Below are 19710 nucleotides of genomic sequence, written 5' to 3'. Positions count from 1 at the left end.
GTGGAACAGGCAGCCAGACGCTGCCTGTTTTTTTTGCGCGCCAGCGATCGCAAACGTGGTTGCTGCCAGGCCGGAAAGTACATCTCATGCCATGCTCGTCGCACTGGGCCAGCCGCTGGCTGCGCCTGCCTCGCCGCGCATGACGCAAGGCAAGCAGCGCTTCTGGGCGCAGCCGCCTCACGGTGCTTCCGGTGCCGTCTCGAATCCGGCAGCCTGGCGCTGCCACAAACTGTCGAACACGCCACCGCGGCCGCGCAGTTCCGCAGGGCTGCCATCTTCGACCACACGGCCGTCCTGCAGCACCACGATGCGATCGAAGCTAATCACCGTGGACAGGCGATGGGCGACCGCCAACACGGTGCGGTCGCGCATCAGGTGATCCAGTGCGGCCTGGATCTCCGCTTCCGATTCGGTGTCCAGTGCCGAGGTGGCCTCGTCCAGAATCAGGATCGGCGCATCCTTGAGAAAGGCGCGGGCAATCCCCAGCCGTTGCCGCTGTCCGCCCGATAACATCACCCCGCGCTCGCCCACCTGGGTGTCGTAGCCTTCGGGCAATTGCCGGATGAAGCCATCGCAGAATGCATGCCGCGCCGCGTCGTGCACCTCGGCATCGCTGGCATCGGGACGGCCGTAGCGGATGTTGTCGGCGATGCTGCGATTGAATAACGCAGTTTCCTGCGGCACCACCGCAATTTTTTCGCGCAGGCTGTCCTGGCTGACCCCGCGGATGTCCTGCCCGTCGATCAGCACGCGTCCGGATTCCACATCGTCCAGGCGCTGGATCAGGGCAATCAAGGTGGATTTGCCGGCACCGGAGGGCCCCACGATGCCCACTTTCTGGCCGGCCGGAATATGCAGATTCAATCCTTCCAGCACCGCGGCGCGCTCGGGATAGGCAAAACGCACCTGTTCGAAACGCACATCGCCTTCGGCCGAGGCCAGCGGCACGTCCGCATCGACGATGGCGTGCGGTTGCAGAATGATCTGCAAGGTGTCGGCAATGGCGCCCAGTTGCTGGGTGGTGTCCACCAAGGTCAGCGCCAGATCGCGCGAGCCATGCAGGATGCGGAAGGTCAGCGCACTGACCAACACCACATCGCCTGCACTCACCGCTCCGGAGCGCCACATGCCGATGGCCCAGATCAGCATGCCGCCGGCCATCAGCGACAGGCAGATGTCGTGAATCACCCGCGCCTTTTCCACGTACATCCAGCTGCGCCGATGCGCCACGGCCTCGTGACCGATCTGTTCGGCCAGCCGCGCGCTTTCGCGATCGCGCGCGGCAAACGCCTTGATCGTCCACACGTTGGAAACCGCATCCACCAGCTCGCCACCCACCCGGGCGGCCTGCGCGGCAAAGCGCTGATGCTTGGCGCGGCCGCGAATGCCGAAGCTGGTGATGATGGCCGCCACGATCGCAATGAAGCCGACCAGCGTGGCGGCCATGCGCCAATCCACCGTCAACAGCAGCACGATGGCGCCGACGAAATCCACGATGGGCGGCACGATCTTCCACGCCAGTCCACCGAAGATCTGCCCGGCGGCGCTGCCGAGCGCGGTGATGCGGTTGCCCAGCGCACCGGCAAAATGCTCGGTGAAGTAGCGCATCGGGTGGCCGGTGAGATGGCGGAACAAATCCACGCGGATGTCCACCACGCTGGCCACCACGGTGCGGCAGCCCAGCCAGCCGCCCAGGCGCCACAGCAGGTTTTCCACCGCGATCAGGCTGATGAACAGGCCCAGCGGCAGCCACACGTTTGCCTGGCTGCGTTGATCGGTGGCCATCGCGTCCACCAGCATTTTCATGCCGTATTGCACCGACACCGCGCAGCCGGCCGCGCCCACGATCAGGAGCAGCAAGCCACTGAAATGCCACGGCCGTCGGCCCACGTAGTGCCAGAGAAAACGCGCCGGCGTGTCCGGCAGCAAGGTGGAGTGGGCGGACGTACTCACGGGGCGATATCGGCCAGCGCGAACTGCGGTGCGCGCAGACCGAAACGCGCGTGCTCGCGGCGCAGTTGGTCGGCTAGGCCTTGGTGCAGCGGTCGTTCGCCGTGCTCGTCCGCATAGCCGAGCACGCCGGTGGGGCAATGCCGGTCGTTGTCCCAACCGGGGTAGTCCAGCACCGGATACAGACAGACACCTTCCATCGCCACGCCGTGCTGCAGGGCCAGCGCAACCTCGCTGCCGACATGATCGAGCCAGGGGGCGCGTTGATCGGCTTCGGCACCGGTTTCGGAGACGATCATCGGGCGGCGATAGCGCTGCCAGAACTCCAGCATGATGGTCGAGAACGGGCGGTGGTCGGGCGAGTTGCGCAGGATCGGCACGCCGCCCAGATACCACTGATTGTCCGAGTAGTAGTTGAGGCCGATGATGTCCAGATACTCCGGCGCCCCGCCGAGTCCTGGCCACTGCTTGCCGCAGATCATGTCCCAGGCTTCGAACTGCGCCAGCCGCAGGCGTTCGGCTTCGCGGCGCGGGCCGGGCCGGTCGTTGGATGGCACCACATGGATCGCTGGGTCCACCTGCAGGAAGCGTGCGCGCGGATCCACCTGGCGTATTGCGTCGATCGCGGCGATGGTGGCGCGGACCAATTGATGCTTGAGCTCGAAACCACGCCCGCGCGCCATCGGATGCATGCGGGCGTGATCGCCGCCATTCCATGCCCAGAACGAGATCTCGTTGAGCGGCGCGTAGAACGGCACGGCGTCGGAGGCGTCCTTGATGCACTGTGCGGCGGCGGCAGCAAAGCGCGCGAAGCGGTCGACGAACTGCGGCGTCCAGATGTCCACATCGTCCGGCCAGCCGTAATGGCACACGTCCCAGATCACCTGCGTGCCCACGCTGTCGGCCGCGTGCAGCATCGGCAGGAAACTGGACCAGTCGTAATGCCCGGGGCGTGGTTCGATCAGATGCCAGCGCAGGCCATCGCGCGCGGTACGTAGGCCATGCGCCGCCAACGCCGCGTAGTCCTTGGCGGCCCAACGGTCATGCCGGGTGGCGGCAATCAAGTCGAGCCTGCGCCCGTCGCGGCGGCGATGGGTCGAACACTCGAACCCCGCCATAAAAAAACTTTCGAACAGTGTGGGGGTATGCATCCAACATCCTGCTGCGCGCGCCGCTGGGTTGCAGCGATGCGTCGATAACTGCCCTGCAGCCACGGTGCTGCAGGGCGGGGCGTGCGTTGTCAGACCGCCAGCTCGGCGCGCCGCGGCTCGGCGTCTTCGATGCGCTTGTACAAGGCCAACGCCTGGCCGACCACCTGATCCATGTTGTAGTACTTGTAGGTACCCAGCCGGCCAAGGAAGGTCACCTTGGGCGTCTCGGCGGCCAGGCGTTCGTAACGCCGATACAGCTCTGCGTTCTCCGCGCGTGGAATCGGATAATACGGGTCGCCCTCGGCCGAAGGATACTCGCGGGTGATGCTGGTGTTGGGATGTTGCTGGCCGGTGAGGTGCTTGTATTCGGTGATGCGCGTGTAGGCCACCGCTTCGTCCGGATAATTGACCGTGGCCACCGCCTGGAAGTGCTCCTGATCGAGCGTGCTGTGCTCGAACCTGAGCGAGCGGTACGGCAGCTTGCCGTAGCAATAGTCGAAGTATTCGTCCACCGGCCCGCTGTACACCAGCTGGTCGTACTCCAGCTCGTCGCAGATCTCGCGGTAGTCGGTATTGAGCATCACCTTGATGTTGGGGTGATCGAGCATGCGCTCGAACATGCGCGTATAGCCGTGCAGCGGCATCTGCTGGAAGGTGTCGGTGAAGTAGCGGTCGTCGTCGTTGGTGCGGGTGGGCACGCGCAAGGTCACCGACTTGTCCAGCTGCGACGGATCCAGACCCCACTGCTTGCGCGTATAGCCGCGGAAGAAGGTTTCATAGAGTTCGCGGCCCACCTGATTGACCACCACATCTTCGCTGGTCCGGATATCGGCCACCGGCTCGGCGCGGCTGGCCAGGAACGCTGCGGCCTGTTCTTCGCTGCTGAGTTGCAGGCCGTACAGACGGTTCAACGTGGTCATGTTGATGGGGATCGGCACCTGCTGGTCTCCCACCTGCGCAAGCACGCGGTGCGCATACGGACGCCATTGGGTGAAATTGGACAGGTAATCCACGATGCGCTGCGCGTTGGTGTGGAAGATATGCGGACCATAACGATGGATCAGCACGCCGGCATCGTCATGGAAATCGTAGGCGTTGCCGCCGATATGCGGGCGACGGTCGACCACCAGCACACGCTTGCCGAGGCCGGCGGCCAGCCGTTCGGCCAACACGCTGCCGGCAAATCCTGCGCCGACGATGAGGTAATCGAAACCACGCCGTGCATTGCCGCGCGTGCGACGGGCGGCGAGCGGCGCGGCGGCCGGCGGGGTCATTGCGTCCAAGAAAGCGTCTCCTTCATCAGGTCGTAGGTGTGGTCCCAGGACATATCGCCCAGCACGGCATCGGCGCGGTCGAGCAACTGCGCGCGATCTGCACTGTCCTGCAGTGCGGCTTCGCACGCGGCGACGAACGCGTCGGCGGTCGCGGCAATGCGCACCACGCCGGTGTCGCCATAGGTGCGCACCACATCGTGGATTGGCGTGGACACCACTGGGCAGCCGCCAGCGAGGTATTCGGGTGTCTTGGTCGGGCTGATGAAGCGGGTGGAGGCATTCATCGCAAACGGCATCAACGCCACCTCCCAGCCGGAGAGATAACCAGGCAGTTCGTCGTAGGTCTTGCCGCCCAGATAGTGGATGTTGGTGGCCTGCGGCAGCTCGGAGGGGTCGATCTTGACCACCGGGCCAATCATCACCAATTGCCAGTGCGGCCGCTGCGTCGCGATCACGCGTAGCAGCTCGACGTCGAACCGCTCGTCGATGACACCATAGAAACCCAGCCGCGGGTGCGCGATGCCGGCCTGGTCGTCAGGCTCCTGCTGCGGCGTGCGCGCGGCGGCGAAGTGCGCCACGTCCACGCTACTGGGGAACGCGTGCGCATTGGCGTGCAACGCGCGCTTGGCCTCCCAAATGCTGTAGCCGCCGGTGAAGACCACATCGGCGCGCTGCAGCAGTGCGCGCTCGCGTTGCACCAGCTCCGGGGGCGCGCCACGAAAGGCCGACAACTCGTCCATGCAGTCGTAGATGACCATGCGCGCACGCAGATGCGCACTGAAGCTCTGGCTCATTGGCGTGTAGTACCACAGCAGCAGGTCGCGTACGCCAAGCTCGGCCAGGTAGCCGTCCAGCAGGCGACGTTGCACCTGCACGGCCTCCTCGCCCCCGCACCCGACGGGCAGGCGCGGCACCAAGACGTGCACGCCGTGCTCTTGGCCACGCACCTCCAGCCAGGGTTCGGCTGCATCGCAGGCGATGGGCTCCTCCCAGAACAGCACATTGGCATCGCGTGCAAAGCGCGACATCAGGTGCTGCGGGCGCTGATAGACAAAACTCCAGCGCAGATGCGACAGACACAACAGTGTGGGCCGCGCCGGATCGAACTGTGGCGTGCTGTCGGATGGAACCGCGCGGCGGGTCTTGCCGATCGCGTATTGGAACTGGCCAGCCCAACTCATGGAATACCCTCGTAGGAAAGAAACGGGTCGTTGCGCATTACGCGCCGGAGAAACCATCGGCGACCGCCAGCGTGCGTACCGGCTCGCTGCGACGGCGCGTGTCCGGACCGGGCGGTCGCCGGCGCGGTGATGTCGGCAGCTCGCGCGCACTGTCGCGTTCGGGCACGGCCGCCGCGGAGCGCGGGCGCGGCAGACGCGAACCGGCGTAGCCATCCGGGTGCATCGATTGCCAGCGCCAGGTATCGCGGCACATGCGGTCCAGGTCGTATTCCGCGGTCCAGCCCAGCAGCCGGTTGGCCAGCGCAGTGCTGGCGAAGTACACCGCCACGTCGCCACCGCGACGTGGCGCGATGCTCAGCGGAATGCGCCTGCCACTGGCGCGCGCGAACGCGGCCGCCACCTCGCGCACGCTGTAGCCGCGCCCGGTGCCCAGATTGACCACCAGGCCCTTGCGCTCGCGCTGCAGGTAATCGATGGCATCCACATGCGCGCGCGCCAGATCCATCACATGCAGATAGTCGCGCACGCCGGTGCCGTCGTCGGTGGGATAGTCGTCGCCGAAGACCTGCAATGCCGCGCGACGCCCCACTGCCACCTGTGCGATATAGGGCATCAGGTTGTTCGGTACGCCTCGCGGATCTTCGCCCAGATACCCGCTGGGGTGCGCACCCACCGGGTTGAAGTAGCGCAGCAACGCCGCGTTGAAATCCGGCCACGCGGCGCTGAGGTCGCCGATCATTTCTTCCATCATCAGCTTGGTGCGCCCGTAGGGGTTGATCGCCTTCAGCGGCGCGCTTTCGTCGATCGGGCTGCGGTTGGCGTCGCCATACACGGTGGCCGACGAGCTGAACACCAGGTTGCACACCTTGGCAGTCCGCATCGCGCGTAGCAGCGCCAGCGTGCCGGTGACGTTGTTGTTGAAGTACAGCAGCGGCTCGCGCACCGATTCGCCAACGGCCTTGAGTGCGGCAAAATGCAGGACGGCGTCGATGCGCTCGCTGATCAACAAGTCGGCAAGCTCGGGCGCACGCACATCCATGCGATGAAACTCCGGGCGGAACCCCATCAGATGCTGCAGATGGTCGAGCACGCGCTCGGAGGAGTTGCTCAAATTATCGACAATGCACACGTCATGACCGCGCCGCGCCAGTTCCACGCAGGTGTGTGAGCCGATATAGCCGGTGCCGCCGGTGACCAGAATTCGCATTGTTGTCTGCCTTATGGGGGCGCTACTGCGCTGGCCTGCCAATGGCGCGGATGCATCACGCCGCATGCGTCGATGCATGTGGGCGATGTCGTTGCGCCAGCAGTGGGTTCGCGCCTGCGCCACGCAGGCGTGGCGGGCAGCACTGTTTGGAGAGGTGTGGTGCATCACGTTCCAACGCCACCTACGGTAGGAGGCCGACCGTGAGAGCAATCGCAGGAACGGGTGCGTGCCACGCGAGCGCAACGTTGACCGGAAACTCACCTTGGCTGTGCGTTTTTTGCGCGCTGTCGCAATGCGCCCGAACGACTGCACGGGCAAGCAGACGCGACGTGGCATGCGCTGGTGAGCGCTGAGCGTTCACCTAAAAGATTGAGCCAATAAAAAGCCCGCGTCGCTCGATCAGCGACGCGGGCGTGGCAATAATGCGACAGCGTTACAGCGTTACAGCGTTACAGCGTGACTGCGCCGCCAGAGATGGTCAGCAAGGTGCCCGATGTGTAACTGGCCGTGTCGGCCGCCAGCATCACGTAAGCCGATGCCAGCTCGACCGGCTGACCTGGACGCCCCATGGGCGTCTGCCCGCCGAAGTTTTCCACCGACTCTTCATCCATGCCGGAGGGAATGAAGGGTGTCCAGATCGGGCCCGGCAGCACCGCATTGACGCGGATGTTCTTCTCCGCCAGCACGCCGGCCAGGCCGATGGTGAGGTTGGCCAGCGCACCCTTGGTCGCGGCGTAGGGCAGGATGTTGGGCGTGGGTTTCTTCGATTGCACCGAGGCGGTATTGATGATGGAGCCGCCATCGGTCATCAACGGTACCGACAGGCGTACCAGATTGAAGGCCGCATGCACGTTGGTGTCGAAGGTCTTGCGCCATTCGTCCAGGGTGATGTCTTCGAAGGTCTCGAAGTACTTCTGGTAACCGGCGTTGTTGACCAGGATATCCAGGCCGCCCAGCGTGCTGTTGACCTTGTCGATCAAGGCCGCTGCCTGGCCGGGGTCGCTGATGTCGCATCCCACCAGCAGCGCCTTGACGCCGGCCTTTTCGATCAGCGCGCCAATGCGCGCTGCATCTTCCTGCTCGTCGGGAAGGAAGGCGATGGCCACGTCTGCGCCTTCGCGTGCATAGGCGATGGCAACCGCAGCGCCGATGCCGCTGTCGCCACCGGTAATCAATGCGCGCTTGCCCTTCAACTGGCCGTGGCCAACGTAGCTGTCTTCGCCATGGTCCGGGCGCGGGTCCATCTTCTCGGTGCGTCCGGGAAAGCTCTGCTGCTGTGGCTTGAAGGGGGGGCGTGGATAGTTGGGTACGGGCATCGTGGTCTCCTGGCAGTGGAAGTCGTTGGTTGCACGCCAGTGTGGTCGCGCAAACGTAAACGTCCGGGCTAAACGATGTGCGCGTGGTGTGTTGCGGGTTGCGCCCTGTGCGTGGCAGTCACCCATCGCGCGGCATGCGGAACAGCGCGGTTGCACGCAAACTTCATGCGGTTTTGCCCAGGACGCTCGATACTGCGCGCATCGTCAGGAGGTCATCCATGTTCTTGCGTCGTAACGGGCTGTCGTTGTGTCTGCTTGCGTTGACCATCTTCTTCATCGGTTGCCAGATCTATGCCGGGTTGCATGCATACAACGACGAATTGCGCGAGCAGGGGCAGCCGACGCTGCTGCTGTCTGCGTATCTGCACAGCCCGCATTTCATGTCGGCACTGTTCGAAAACTGGGAGAGCGAGTTTCTGCAGATGGGCATGTACGTGTTGCTCACCGTGAAGTTGCGGCAGGTGGGCTCTGCCGAATCGCGCCCGCTCGATCCGGCTGAAGAAAGCGTTGAGATCAAGCCTGGCACCACGCCCTGGCCGGTGCGTGCCGGCGGGATATGGCGACGGCTGTACGACCATTCGCTGGCCATCGCGTTCGGAGCGCTGTTCCTGATGAGCTTTGCGCTGCATCTGGTCGGCAGTTGGCGACTGGAGGTGGTGGAACGTGCGCAGAAGGGCTTGCCGCCCATCACGGTCTTGGAGCATTTCACCAGCGCAGCGTTCTGGTTCGAATCGATGCAGAACTGGCAGAGCGAGTTCCTGGCGGTGTTCTCGCTGGTGGTGTTGACTATCTGGTTGCGGCAGAAGGATTCGCCGCAGTCCAAGCCGGTCGAGGCGCCGCATTCGCAGACCGGCGGGTAACGCGGCTTGAGCCCTTTGCGAGGCGGCGAAGGGTACGCAGCCGGAGCCTGTGCTCTCCGGTGCGGGGAGTGCATTGCCACACGCACTTCACGCCACCACCGGGCTTCGTTCACCACCTCGCAATGCCTGCGCGCCTAGCGTTGGGTCATGACGACCACGCAGGAGATGAGCATGGGCAGCGAATCGAAAAAGCCATGGGGCCCGGAAGACGATCAGAAAAAGCCGTTTACGCCACAGGAGCGTCGCAACGAGGATGTCGCATGGAAGGTGCACGACATGCCCGACGAAGATCCCGAGGTCAACAAGGCCGACCCCGAACACGACTACGAACGGCCGGACGGCTCGGAAAAACGCTGAAGCACACCGCCCGTATCGCCAAAGCGCCCGCAACGCGGGCGCTGTTGGGTTGTCTGAAGACATCTGCCGCAACGCCTCGCATGGTGCACACGCCTGCGTGCCGCACTCTCGCTCAGTGATGATGGTGATAGCCCACATCGGCGGTGATCTTGCCGCGGAACACGCGGTATGACCACACCGTATAACCGAGCACCAGTGGCAGCAGTACCACCAGGCCCACCATCGGAAAGATTTGCGAAGAGGGTGGCGAGGCCGCCTGCCAGATCGTGTAGCTCGGTGGCACCAGATACGGCCACATGCCCAACACCAGGCCGATGAAGCCCAACACGAAGATCGCCAGCGTCAACAGGAAGGGCCATGCGTCGCTGCGCGAGCTGTCGCTGCTGCGCCAGAGCGCAAGCGCTACGGCTGCGGTCATCAGCGGAATCGGCGACAGCCACCAGAAATTGCCATGTTCGAACCAGCGCGCCATCACATGCGAGCTCAGGAACGGCAGCCACGCGCTGACCAGCACGACGAAGGTGACCACCACGCCCACCAGCGGCTTGGTCAATTGCCGCGCCAAGGTATGGGTGCGCCCATCGGTCTTGAGGATCAGCCAGGTGCTGCCGAGCAGCGCATAGCCGAACACCAGCGCAGCACCGGTGAGGATGGTGAACGGGCTGAACCAGCCGAACACGCCGCCGGTGTAGCGCCCGTTGTCCAATGGCATGCCTTCCACCAGCGCGCCGAGGATGATGCCTTGCGCGAAGGCGGTCAGAATCGAGCCGGCGATGAACGATAACGTCCACAATCGACGCGAGCGCTGCGCCTTGAAACGGAATTCGAACGCCACCCCACGAAACACCAGCGCCATCACCATCAACAGCACCGGCAGATATAGGCCGGACAGGATCACCGCATACGCCGTGGGAAACGCAGCGAACAGGCCGGCGCCGCCAAGCACCAGCCAGGTTTCGTTGCCGTCCCAGATGGGCGCGGCGGTGTTCATCATCAGGTCCACTTCCTGTTCGTCGCGCGCGAAGGGCGCCAGCATGCCCAGCCCGAGCACGAAGCCGTCCAGCACCACGTACATCAGCACGCCGAAACCGATCACGCCAAACCACACCACCGGCAACCAGTAGTTCAGTTCCATGGCGTGTTCTCCTGTTCCAGTGATGTATCTGCTGCGGACAGCGGGCGTGCCGGCGTGTGTTCGCCGCCGGCCACATCCGGCCCGTCGCGGCTTGGTTGCGGCCCGGCACGGACCAGCTTGGTCAGATAAAAGATGCCGAAGCCGAATACGAACGCATAGCCCAGCAGATACACCAGCAGCGAGACCGCCACTGTCGCAGTCGATTGCGGGCCCACCGCATCGGCAGTACGCAACAACCCGTACACCACCCACGGCTGGCGCCCGATCTCGGTGACGAACCAGCCGGCCACCAGCGCCATGAATCCAGCCGGCAGCATGAGGTTCCAGGCCAGGATCAGCGGCCTGGCATGCAGGCGTCCACGCCACCAGGCAATGGCCGAGATCCACGCCAGCAACAACATCGCCATCCCCAGGCCCACCATGATGCGGAAGGCAAAGAACACCGGAGCCACCGGCGGGCGTTGATCGCGCGGCACCGACGTCAGCGGCGTAATGTCGCCGTCTGCACTGTGGGTCAGGATCAGGCTGCCCAGGCGTGGGATGGCCACCTCATAGTCGTTGCGCTCGGCCTGTGCGTTGGGCAGCGCAAACACCACCAACGGCACGCCGGCGCCATCGCTTTCGCTGTGCCAGTGCGCCTCCATCGCGGCGACCTTGAGCGGTTGATGCTCCAATGTGTTGAGCCCGTGCTGGTCGCCTACCAGGACCTGGATGGGCAACACGATGGCGGCAAATGCCACCGACAAGCGCAACATGCGGGCGCCGGCATCCACATGCAGCCCTTTGCGCAGGTAGTAAGCGCCGACGCCGCCAACCACAAAGCAGGTGGTGATGAACGAACCCAGCGCCATATGGACCAGGCGATACGGAAACGACGGGTTAAAGATGATCTGCAGCCAGCTGACCGGCTGCACGATGCCGTTGACCATCGCGTAGCCACGCGGGGTGTGCAGCCAGCTGTTGGACGACAAGATCCAGAACGTGGACACCAGCGTGCCGATCGCCACCATGCAGGTGGCGAAAAAGTGCAGGCGTTCGGAGACCCGGCCCCAGCCGAACAGCATTACCCCCAGGAAGCTGGCTTCCAGGAAGAAGGCAGTGAGCACTTCATAGCTCAGCAGCGGGCCGATCACGCTGCCGGCAATGCGGCTCAGCTCGGGCCAGTTGGCGCCGAACTGGAAGGCCATGACGATGCCGCTGACCACGCCCATGCCGAAAGACACCGCAAAGATCCGCAACCAGAAGAAGTACAGCCGCTTCCAGGCCTCGTCGTGCGTGCGCAGCCAACGCCATTCCAGAAACCCGAGCAGGTTCGCCAGGCCGATGGTGAAGGCCGGAAACAGCACATGGAACGAAATGACGAAGGCGAACTGGATACGGGACAGCAGCAGCGCTTCCACAGGTTTCTCCTATGCCTGGCGGTATGCGGCGGCGCCGACACCACGGCCGCGGCATGCGGCGCAGGCCGGGCAAGCGCAGCTGGCACCTGCAGCGTGCGCGAACAACGGGCACCTGGGCACGCATGCCGCCACCGCGTGCAGACGCGTGGTGCCAATGACAAGCCTGCGCCCATCACGCGCGAAAAAGAGTGAACTGACGCACCGTGCGATACCTTGCAGGCCCGAAGAGCCCCTTCCGAGCACGGCAGGCGTGCACCGCACTAATCAAGCGGGCCCAACCTGTAGCTGCATCACGCCTGGCGGAGGTGGCGCAGGCAACGCGGCGCCAGCCAATCGGCGAGCACGGCATTCATCGAGCCGGGAGTCAGGCACAGCGCATCGCGCACGGCCTTGACCGCTTCTGCATCGGTCAGGTCGGGGCGTGCGTTGTATGCCGCGCAGACCGCCCGGATCGTGCCTTCGGGAATGCCGTCGAAGGCGTGATAGCCAAGCTGGCCCCGGCGGTGCTCGCCACGCCAGTACTCCAATTCGGTTTGCACATCGGCCTGCACGGGCGCCGAGACTGCGTGCATGGGACACCTCGCTCGCTGGATCGAGCGAGTGTTCGCCGCACCGTGGAAGGAACGCGTGAGTGCGTTGTGCACGCCCTCTCCACGAGCGGTGCGTAGGCTGTGGGTAACCCAGTGGACCGATGCAGTTTCCTGACGGGTTCATGCGGCGCCATGGTGGCGTCGGCTTACGTCAGCCCCGGCTGATATCCTGGCTCCGATGCAGGCACGCAAGCGAGCTCAGCCAGCGCTCGATCAAGACCGCACCCGTCGGTGGACCGGCGGCTGCCGCGGCAAACCTTGCACTCCTTGGCGTTTCGGCATTCTCGAAGCGGCGACCGACCCAGAGCGTGACGCTTGGCACTGGCGCAATCGAGCGCTTCCATGCGTACTTCGCCCACAGCCGTCAGGGCGGGCTCGACTGGGGGAAGAGCGCCGCACCACAGAACGTGACAGCAGCAGGCAATTTCCGATGTGGTGTGTCAGCGCATTTCGCGCGGCCGTCACAATTCTCAACTGAACATGTATCAGTCATTGCGGACAGAAGCGCTCATGGACCGTCTTTCCTGCGCCATCATCGACGACGACGTGGAGTTTTGCGATCAGGTGGTTGAACTCGCCACCGATAGCGGCTTCCGTGCCAAGGGCATCCACACCCTTGGCGAAGCCAGCCGCTGGCTGGACAGCAACTTTCCCGACCTGTTGGTGGTGGATGTTGGCCTGCCGGACGGCAGCGGTTTCGACCTGATCGAGCGGCTCGACCCGGACCACACCCCGCAGATCGTCGTGGTCTCGGGCGATTACGCGCGCGAAACCCAGGGTCGGGCGCAGCAGTTCGGGGTCAGCGAATTCCTGACCAAGCCGTTCGCGCCCGAACGCCTGGAGCGGGTGCTCGGGGGACTGCGCGAAGCGCAGCAGGGCAACCTGGGCATCGTTGGCAACAGCGACAGCATCGTCATGCTGCGCAAGGACATCGTGCGCGTGGCGCCGACCGATCTGAATGTACTGGTGACCGGCGAAACCGGTACCGGCAAGGATCTGGTGGCGCGCGCCATCCACCGTGTGTCCGGTCGCCGCGGCCGTTTCGTGCCGGTCAACTGCGGTGCCATTCCGGAAGAGTTGCTGGCCAGCCAGTTGTTCGGCCACGAGCGCGGCAGCTTCACCGGCGCCGACCGTCGGCATGCCGGATTCCTGGAGCAGGCCGCAGGCGGCACGCTGTTCCTGGATGAAATCGGCGAGATGCCCAAGCGGCTGCAGGTGTATCTGCTGCGGGTGATCGAATCGCGCAGCTTCATGCGCGTGGGCGGCAACGAGGAAATCGCACTGGATGCGCGCGTGGTGGCAGCCACCCACCAGCACGTGCAGCGCGAGCAGGCGGTGCTGCGTGAAGACCTGTTCTACCGTCTCAATGAATACCCGATCCAGGTGCCGCCGCTGCGCGAGCGCCGCGGCGATGCGCGCCTGCTTGGCTTACGCGTGATCGACGAGCTCAACGTCAAGTATGGCAAGCGCAAGTTGCCGACCAAGTCGTTGCTGCGCTACCTGGCATACCATGCCTGGCCAGGCAACGTGCGCGAACTGCGCTCGTTCATCCACTACCTGTATCTGCGCTCCGATGGCGATCTGTTGAGCGCCCCGGATGTGGAGCAGACCGTGCCGCAGGCCGACCAGGACGGCTTGCTGATTCCTGCCGGCTGGACCATGCGTCAGGCCGAAGACGCGATGATCGAATCGGCACTGGCGCGCACCCGCTTCAACAAGAAGGCCGCCGCACGCGAACTGGGCATCAGCGTGCGCACCTTGCACAACCGTCTCAGCGACAAGGGTGCGGAGTGAGCGAGGCACCGCGTGGGCAGCGGCGTGAGCTGCTGCACCAGTTGCGCAACCGGCTCAACGTGATGGGTTTTGCGTTGTATGCGTTGCGCAACGAAACGTCCAAGCCGCTGGAGACGCTGCGCACGGCGCATCAGTCCGCCGTTGAACTGCTCAACCAGCTTGGCGAGCAGGAGCGCGCCTTGCAGCAGCCCGGCGTGGAACCGGGCGAGAGCGCCCAGCCCGCCTGCACCGATCAGTGATCGGCCAACTCGGTCTGGTGGCTGAGCAAGCTGGTGATCGTGCGCGGGTTGTAGGGCTTCATGCAGTACGACAGATGCGCAAAGCGCTGCGGCAGCGTATAGCGGTCGTAGCCGGAGCAGAACGAAAACGGCACGCCGCGCTCCATCAATGCATCGGCGACCGGAAACACCGCCTGGCCGCGCACGTTGACATCCAGCAAGGCACCATCGATGGCCTGACCTGACGCTACCAGCGAAAGCGCGTCAGGCACACTGCCGACCGGCCCCACCACGTTGATGCCAGCTTCCACCAACAAGTCGTTGAGCGATTCGGCCAGCAAGTAATCGTCCTCGACAACAAGAATGCGGCGGCCGGCAAGTGCAGTGTCGTGCATGACAGGCTCCAAAGCAGTGGCGTTTCGGACAACACGCGTGCGCATGGTGCTCGCACTGCAGGTTAACACCGCGCGCAAGCAGACGCTTCCAGGACCGGTCTCTGCAATGTGCGCACGCGATGACGCATGTGCTGCATGGTAGTCCGCCGCGCTTTACGCGATCATGGCCGATTGCGCTTGAATCCAGCGTTGCAACGATAGTGCCGCCATGACCGACGACGAAACTTCCAATAACGACATCGCTACGGATGCGAATACGCAGCCGCCCTTGTTCGTGCTTGGCGTGGGCGCCGCCGGTATGGACGCCGATCGCCTGGCAGAATTGCTCGATGCGATTGCTGGCGCGTCGAATCTGGCCATCATGCTGTTGTTGCGCGACCGCCAATTATTGGATGAGGCACGCCTGCGCGAACTGCTTGGCAGTCAGGCCACCCTGCTGTCGGTACCCAGCGATGGCGACCGGCTGCAACCGGGGCGCTTCTATCTGCCGCCGGCCGATACGGTCGTCACGCTGGAGGAAGGGCGCATCCGTCTGCGCGCCTTGCCCGGTGGGGAGAGCGACCACGGGTTGATCGATAGCTTCTTCGTCTCGATGGCGCACGATCAGGACGGCAATGTGATCGGCCTGATCGTGGGGCGCTTCGACGGCGACGGCACGCTGGGGACCGCGGCGATCCGTGAGTGCGGCGGTCTGGCGCTGGCCGTGGACGATGCCGCACTGCATGGGCTGGACCTGCGCAGCGCCAGCAACCCGGCCGCCATCACCGACGACATCCTGCCCCTGCCACAGATCGCCGCGCGTATCGCGGCGCACATGCAACGCCATCACGGCTACGGTCATCCGGTGCCGACCGGCGTGCGCAATGGCAGCGAGAGCGACAAGCTCAGCCAGGTCGCCGCCATCCTGCGCAATACCACCGGCCACGATTTTCATGGCTACAAACGCGCCACCTTCCTGCGCCGCGTGCAGCGGCGCATGCAGGTCGCGCAGGTGGAAACGCTGGAGCAGTATCTGGAGGTGTTGCGCAATCGTTTCGACGAACCGTTGCAGCTGTTCAACGACCTGCTGATCGGCGTGACCAAGTTCTTTCGCGACCGCCGCGAGTTCGAATTCCTCGAGCAGCAGGTGATTCCGCGGTTGTTCCAGGGCAAGCACACCGGCGACAGCCTGCGCATCTGGGTGCTGGGCTGCTCCACGGGCGAAGAGGCCTATTCGCTGGCGATGCTGCTGCGCGAACACGCCGAAACCCTGGACACCGCGCCACGCATCCAGATCTTCGCCAGCGATATCGACGGGCGCGCACTGGCCACTGCACGGGTGGGGCGCTATGCCTCCAGCATCGTCGGTGAAGTTGCACCCGAACGGCTGCGGCGCTGGTTCGTCAAGGAAGGCGACACCTATGTGGTGAGCAAGGAGCTGCGCGAGCTGTGCGTGTTCTCCCAGCACAGCATCGTCAAGGACCCGCCGTTTTCGCGGCTGGATATGGTGTCGTGCCGCAATCTGCTGATCTATCTGGATGCCGAATTGCAGAATCGGGTGATCCCGATCTTTCATTTCGCCATCCGTCCGGGCGGCTACCTGTTCCTGGGCAATGCCGAAAACGTCTCGCGGCACGCGCAGTTGTTTACGCCGGTCGAGCGCAGCTTTCGGGTGTTTCAGCGCATCGATGCGCAGAGCAACGTGCATGCAACATTCCCGACCATGCAGCCGGCTGCGGCCGCCAGGGTGCCTGCACCACCGCAGCGGCAGCGCACGTCCAGCAATGCGTTGGTGCGCGCCGGCGAGCGCATCGCCGACCGTTATGCGCCGGCGTATGCGGTGCTGGACGAGCAGTTCGAGGTGCTGCATTTCTCGTCGCAGGCGGGGCGCTTCATCCGTCCTGGCGGCGGCACCCCCAGCCTCAACCTGCTCAACCTGATTCATCGCGATTTGCGCCTGGACTTGCGCAGCGCGCTCAGCCGCGCCGAACGCGACCGCTCACCGGTGCACGTCAAGGGCATCCAGGTGCACGAAGATGCGGCGACCTGGGCGGTGAACCTGTTCGTCGAGCCGACCGCCGACTCGGAGGTGCCGCGCGGCTACGTGGTGCTGTTCCAGGAAGTGGAAGCGCGCGAACCGGTGGAGCTGCCCGCCCCACACGACAGCGTGCACGACGATGGGCATGTGCAAGTGCTGGAGAACGAGCTGCGCATCACCCGCGAGCGCCTGCAATCGATGATCGAAGAGCTGGAAAGCACCAACGAGGAGCTCAAGTCTTCCAACGAGGAATACCAGTCGCTCAACGAAGAACTGCAGAGCGCCAACGAGGAGCTGGAAACCTCCAAGGAAGAGCTGCAATCGGTCAACGAGGAAGTGACCACCGTCAACGGTGAGCTGGCCCATCGCGTGCAGGAGCTGGCGCATGCCAACAGCGATCTGAAGAACCTGCTGGAAAGCACCCAGATCGCTACCGTGTTTTTGGACAACGAATTGCGCGTCACCAACTTCACGCCGGCCGTCACCGACATCCTGCCGCTGGTGGAAAGCGATATCCATCGCCCGATCAGCCACATCAAGCTGCATGTGGATTACGACGAACTGCAAGACGATGCGCGCCGGGTGATCCGCACCCTGGCGGTGCTCGATCGCGAGGTCGAAAACCCCACCACGCATGCGCGCTACATGGTGCGCGTGCTGCCGTATCGCACCGTGGACAATTTCATCGGTGGTGCGGTGCTGACCTTCATGGACGTCACCCCGCTCACGCGCGCCGAGCGTGCGCTACGCAGCAGCGAGCAACGCCTGCGCACCTTGATGGAAGGCATCCCGCAGCTGGTGTGGCGCTCGCTCGATGGCGGCCGCTGGACCTGGTCCAGCCCGCAATGGTCCAGCTACACCGGCCAGAGCGATGCTGAGAGCCTTGACCTGGGCTGGTTGCAGGCGGTGCACCCGGACGATCGCGAGCTGACCATGAACGCCTGGCTGGGGAGTGCGTCCAGTGGCGGGCTGGATATCGAACACCGCCTTTTCAACGCGGATGAGCAGGGTTATCGCTGGTTTCAAACGCGCAGCGCTCCGGTACGCGACGAACGCGGCCAGGTGCTGGAATGGCTGGGTACCTCCACCGAATCGGACAACCTGCGCCGGCTGCAGGAAGAACAGCGTGTACTGGTGGCCGAGTTGCAGCACCGCACGCGCAATCTGATCACGGTGGTGCAGTCTGTAGCCAAGCAGACTGTACAGACCACCCAAAGCATGCCCGAGTTTGCGGCCAAGTTCGAGGATCGGCTGGCCGCATTGTCGCGCGTGCAGGGGCTGCTGTCGCAATCGGACAATATGCCCACCACCATCGGCGCGTTGTTGCGTATGGAGCTGGATGCGTTGGGGGCAGAGCCGGATCAAAAACGCATCGTGCTGGAAGGTCAGAACGTGGCGCTGCGTAAATCCACCGTGCAGACGCTTGCATTGGCATTGCACGAATTGGCCACCAACGCGGTCAAGCATGGCGCACTGGCGGTGGACACCGGCACCTTGTCGATCCGCTGGGAGGTCGTGTCTGACAGCGAAATACCTGCGCGCCTCAAGCTGTTGTGGATCGAAGAAGGCGCCAACAATCAGCTGCGCGGCGACCGTGATGAAGTCAGCGGCTTCGGTCGCCGCCTGATCGAAAAGGCCTTGCCGTACAGCCATGGCGCGCAGACGCGCTACGAGCTCAGCGATACGCGCCTGGAATGCGAAATCCAGTTGCCGCTCAATCCTGTGAACGGGTGAGTGGACCGTAGACCTCGGGCCTGCATGGACGTGGCCGCTGGGTGAGCAACGTATGCACATGCACCGCCCGCCCACGCCGCGATGCGCAGGTCTGAGTGCCGGGCACGCACGCGCCCTCGCAACGATGAGACTTGCGCGACCATCGAGACGGCTAGTGAAAGAGCGCTGTGCTGCACACAAGACGCCTATGCATTGAGCGTGCCTTTGATAGCAGACTCTGCTGCACGTGCATCTACATCTAGCAATGTAGCGCTGCGTGTACACGCACAGCCCACGGAAAATACTGCGCGATGATGCAGATCCTGCGGCCTATTCGGCTTCCGCTGTGCGTGTAGTGCAACTGAAGTTACTTGAAACTCTTGCAGCACCGAGCTTTGCCGAAGTCAAAAAGTTGGCGCGCATTGTGCGTAGCCACTGAGGTCATCGAGATGCACATAGTGGAGTAGGCATGATTACGCGCATTCTTCAGTTGTCCGCCCGCATGGCGAGCAACGCATGGGTCGAAGTCGGGGTGGGCGCCGATGCCGACATCTTCGTCGCCGACCGTGGCGGCAAACGCGAGGAGCGCGCGACCTTCGGCCGCCGCGCACCGGGGCAGCAGCGTTCGATCCATTTGCAGGAGCCCGGCGGATTGGGCGGCGTGGATCTGGCCATCTGGGAAACCCAACGCTGCGCCATTGCGCTATGCGGTTTCGTCTGCACTGCATCGGCGGATGGCACCACCGCCGCGACCTGGTTGAGCCAGGATGGCAGCGCGGTGTATGCCGCCGGATTGCGCAACGTGATGGACATCGGCGGACGCCTGCAGATGGGATTCTCGCTGCTCGTCGCCTCATCGGCGAGCATGCCCACCTACCGGCCGCTGTGTATCGACGCGGACCTGAGCAAGTGGCTGCACATGGGCGGCGCCGAAGCCATGCGCCATCTCACGCCCTGGCGGCTGGAACGCTGCGCCGCTGCGGCAGGCGTACGCCCGGAGTGGGCGAGCGAAGGGGCCCCGGCACCGATTGCGCGAGCATAAGCGCGTGCGCCATGCAGCCAACAAAGAAGGGGCCCAGCGGGCCCCTTCATCGTTTCGGTAGTGTGGGTCGATCCTGATCGCTGCCTGCTAACGATCGCGCCGCGAACAGG

16 protein-coding genes are annotated in these 19710 nt (G+C 64.2%); 6 read left to right on the top strand and 10 right to left on the bottom strand.

Annotation, left to right across the window (positions count from 1 at the left end; all coding sequences use genetic code 11):
- Positions 1–177 precede the first annotated feature (177 nt).
- The 6 genes from ACCQ07_RS18210 to ACCQ07_RS18185 form a co-directional block, all read right to left on the bottom strand.
- A complete protein-coding gene (locus tag ACCQ07_RS18210) occupies positions 178–1953 on the bottom strand; it encodes an ABC transporter ATP-binding protein (protein ID WP_014091167.1) in 1776 nt (591 codons plus the stop codon).
- Positions 1950–3101, bottom strand: coding sequence for a glycoside hydrolase family 1 protein (locus tag ACCQ07_RS18205; RefSeq protein ID WP_218507608.1), 1152 nt, complete (start codon positions 3099–3101; stop codon positions 1950–1952). Before ACCQ07_RS18205 ends, ACCQ07_RS18210 begins: the two co-directional genes overlap by 4 nt.
- An 89-nt stretch (positions 3102–3190) precedes the next feature.
- The gene (gene glf, locus ACCQ07_RS18200) at positions 3191–4375 is read right to left on the bottom strand and encodes a UDP-galactopyranose mutase (protein WP_041469834.1); all 1185 of its coding nucleotides are present in this window, start codon (positions 4373–4375) and stop codon (positions 3191–3193) included.
- Positions 4372–5556 (bottom strand): glycosyltransferase family 1 protein, encoded by a 1185-nt coding sequence (locus tag ACCQ07_RS18195; protein WP_372363521.1) that lies wholly within the window; start codon positions 5554–5556, stop codon positions 4372–4374. The genes glf and ACCQ07_RS18195 overlap by 4 nt, the downstream gene beginning before the upstream one ends.
- Positions 5557–5593: 37 nt before the next feature.
- Positions 5594–6763, bottom strand: a complete 1170-nt coding sequence (gene galE / locus ACCQ07_RS18190) for a UDP-glucose 4-epimerase GalE (RefSeq protein ID WP_081306494.1) — start codon at positions 6761–6763, stop codon at positions 5594–5596.
- A gap of 449 nt (positions 6764–7212) precedes the next feature.
- Entirely contained in the window at positions 7213–8079 is an 867-nt protein-coding gene (locus ACCQ07_RS18185) for an SDR family oxidoreductase (RefSeq protein ID WP_008577702.1), read from the bottom strand.
- Between the two features lie 218 nt (positions 8080–8297).
- Here ACCQ07_RS18185 and ACCQ07_RS18180 point away from each other — a divergent pair, with 218 nt between their 5' ends.
- Positions 8298–8939, top strand: a complete 642-nt coding sequence (locus tag ACCQ07_RS18180; protein ID WP_008577704.1) for a DUF6766 family protein — start codon at positions 8298–8300, stop codon at positions 8937–8939.
- Between the two features lie 147 nt (positions 8940–9086).
- Positions 9087–9296, top strand: a complete 210-nt coding sequence (locus ACCQ07_RS18175; RefSeq protein ID WP_031425008.1) for a hypothetical protein — start codon at positions 9087–9089, stop codon at positions 9294–9296.
- Between the two features lie 112 nt (positions 9297–9408).
- Here ACCQ07_RS18175 and cydB read toward each other — a convergent pair whose 3' ends face one another.
- The 3 genes from cydB to ACCQ07_RS18160 all read right to left on the bottom strand — a co-directional run bounded on the left by cydB (position 9409) and on the right by ACCQ07_RS18160 (position 12403).
- The gene (gene cydB / locus ACCQ07_RS18170; RefSeq protein WP_031425007.1) at positions 9409–10431 is read right to left on the bottom strand and encodes a cytochrome d ubiquinol oxidase subunit II; all 1023 of its coding nucleotides are present in this window, start codon (positions 10429–10431) and stop codon (positions 9409–9411) included.
- The gene (locus ACCQ07_RS18165; protein ID WP_057680885.1) at positions 10422–11831 is read right to left on the bottom strand and encodes a cytochrome ubiquinol oxidase subunit I; all 1410 of its coding nucleotides are present in this window, start codon (positions 11829–11831) and stop codon (positions 10422–10424) included. Before ACCQ07_RS18165 ends, cydB begins: the two co-directional genes overlap by 10 nt.
- A 290-nt stretch (positions 11832–12121) precedes the next feature.
- Complete coding sequence (locus tag ACCQ07_RS18160) at positions 12122–12403, bottom strand: hypothetical protein (RefSeq protein ID WP_008577712.1); 282 nt, start codon at positions 12401–12403, stop codon at positions 12122–12124.
- A gap of 528 nt (positions 12404–12931) precedes the next feature.
- Between ACCQ07_RS18160 and ACCQ07_RS18155 the strand changes: the two genes are divergently transcribed.
- Both ACCQ07_RS18155 and ACCQ07_RS18150 read left to right on the top strand, forming a co-directional pair.
- Complete coding sequence (locus ACCQ07_RS18155; RefSeq protein ID WP_014091160.1) at positions 12932–14215, top strand: sigma-54-dependent transcriptional regulator; 1284 nt, start codon at positions 12932–12934, stop codon at positions 14213–14215.
- Positions 14212–14454 (top strand): hypothetical protein, encoded by a 243-nt coding sequence (locus tag ACCQ07_RS18150; protein ID WP_008577714.1) that lies wholly within the window; start codon positions 14212–14214, stop codon positions 14452–14454. The genes ACCQ07_RS18155 and ACCQ07_RS18150 overlap by 4 nt, the downstream gene beginning before the upstream one ends.
- Here ACCQ07_RS18150 and ACCQ07_RS18145 read toward each other — a convergent pair.
- On the bottom strand, positions 14448–14828 hold the full coding sequence (locus ACCQ07_RS18145; RefSeq protein ID WP_008577717.1) for a response regulator: 381 nt from the start codon (positions 14826–14828) through the stop codon (positions 14448–14450). The two genes, ACCQ07_RS18150 and ACCQ07_RS18145, sit on opposite strands and share 7 nt — an antisense overlap.
- Before the next feature lie 208 nt (positions 14829–15036).
- On the opposite strand from ACCQ07_RS18145, the gene ACCQ07_RS18140 reads away from it, so the two are divergent.
- Together ACCQ07_RS18140 and ACCQ07_RS18135 are read left to right on the top strand one after the other, a co-directional pair.
- Positions 15037–18579, top strand: a complete 3543-nt coding sequence (locus ACCQ07_RS18140; RefSeq protein WP_372363520.1) for a CheR family methyltransferase — start codon at positions 15037–15039, stop codon at positions 18577–18579.
- A 448-nt stretch (positions 18580–19027) separates the two neighbouring features.
- Positions 19028–19600, top strand: a complete 573-nt coding sequence (locus ACCQ07_RS18135; RefSeq protein ID WP_209261851.1) for a hypothetical protein — start codon at positions 19028–19030, stop codon at positions 19598–19600.
- The last annotated feature ends 110 nt before the right edge of the window (positions 19601–19710 follow it).

Origin of the sequence: Xanthomonas sp. NCPPB 3583 (assembly GCF_041475715.2) — a bacterium.
Lineage (GTDB): Bacteria > Pseudomonadota > Gammaproteobacteria > Xanthomonadales > Xanthomonadaceae > Xanthomonas > Xanthomonas euvesicatoria.
Note: the sequence above shows the minus strand (reverse complement) of the source record. Positions and strands in the feature narration are given on the sequence as shown.

What these genes read in the sequence shown, in the direction of transcription:
- ACCQ07_RS18205 (WP_218507608.1), bottom strand. Translation starts at nt 3,101, where the DNA reads ATGCATACCCCCACACTGTTCGAAAGTTTTTTTATGGCGGGGTTCGAG.
- glf (WP_041469834.1), bottom strand. Translation starts at nt 4,375, where the DNA reads ATGACCCCGCCGGCCGCCGCGCCGCTCGCCGCCCGTCGCACGCGCGGC.
- ACCQ07_RS18195 (WP_372363521.1), bottom strand. Translation starts at nt 5,556, where the DNA reads ATGAGTTGGGCTGGCCAGTTCCAATACGCGATCGGCAAGACCCGCCGC.
- galE (WP_081306494.1), bottom strand. Translation starts at nt 6,763, where the DNA reads ATGCGAATTCTGGTCACCGGCGGCACCGGCTATATCGGCTCACACACC.
- ACCQ07_RS18185 (WP_008577702.1), bottom strand. Translation starts at nt 8,079, where the DNA reads ATGCCCGTACCCAACTATCCACGCCCCCCCTTCAAGCCACAGCAGCAG.
- ACCQ07_RS18180 (WP_008577704.1), top strand. Translation starts at nt 8,298, where the DNA reads ATGTTCTTGCGTCGTAACGGGCTGTCGTTGTGTCTGCTTGCGTTGACC.
- ACCQ07_RS18175 (WP_031425008.1), top strand. Translation starts at nt 9,087, where the DNA reads ATGACGACCACGCAGGAGATGAGCATGGGCAGCGAATCGAAAAAGCCA.
- cydB (WP_031425007.1), bottom strand. Translation starts at nt 10,431, where the DNA reads ATGGAACTGAACTACTGGTTGCCGGTGGTGTGGTTTGGCGTGATCGGT.
- ACCQ07_RS18160 (WP_008577712.1), bottom strand. Translation starts at nt 12,403, where the DNA reads ATGCACGCAGTCTCGGCGCCCGTGCAGGCCGATGTGCAAACCGAATTG.
- ACCQ07_RS18155 (WP_014091160.1), top strand. Translation starts at nt 12,932, where the DNA reads ATGGACCGTCTTTCCTGCGCCATCATCGACGACGACGTGGAGTTTTGC.
- ACCQ07_RS18145 (WP_008577717.1), bottom strand. Translation starts at nt 14,828, where the DNA reads ATGCACGACACTGCACTTGCCGGCCGCCGCATTCTTGTTGTCGAGGAC.
- ACCQ07_RS18140 (WP_372363520.1), top strand. Translation starts at nt 15,037, where the DNA reads ATGACCGACGACGAAACTTCCAATAACGACATCGCTACGGATGCGAAT.
- ACCQ07_RS18135 (WP_209261851.1), top strand. Translation starts at nt 19,028, where the DNA reads ATGATTACGCGCATTCTTCAGTTGTCCGCCCGCATGGCGAGCAACGCA.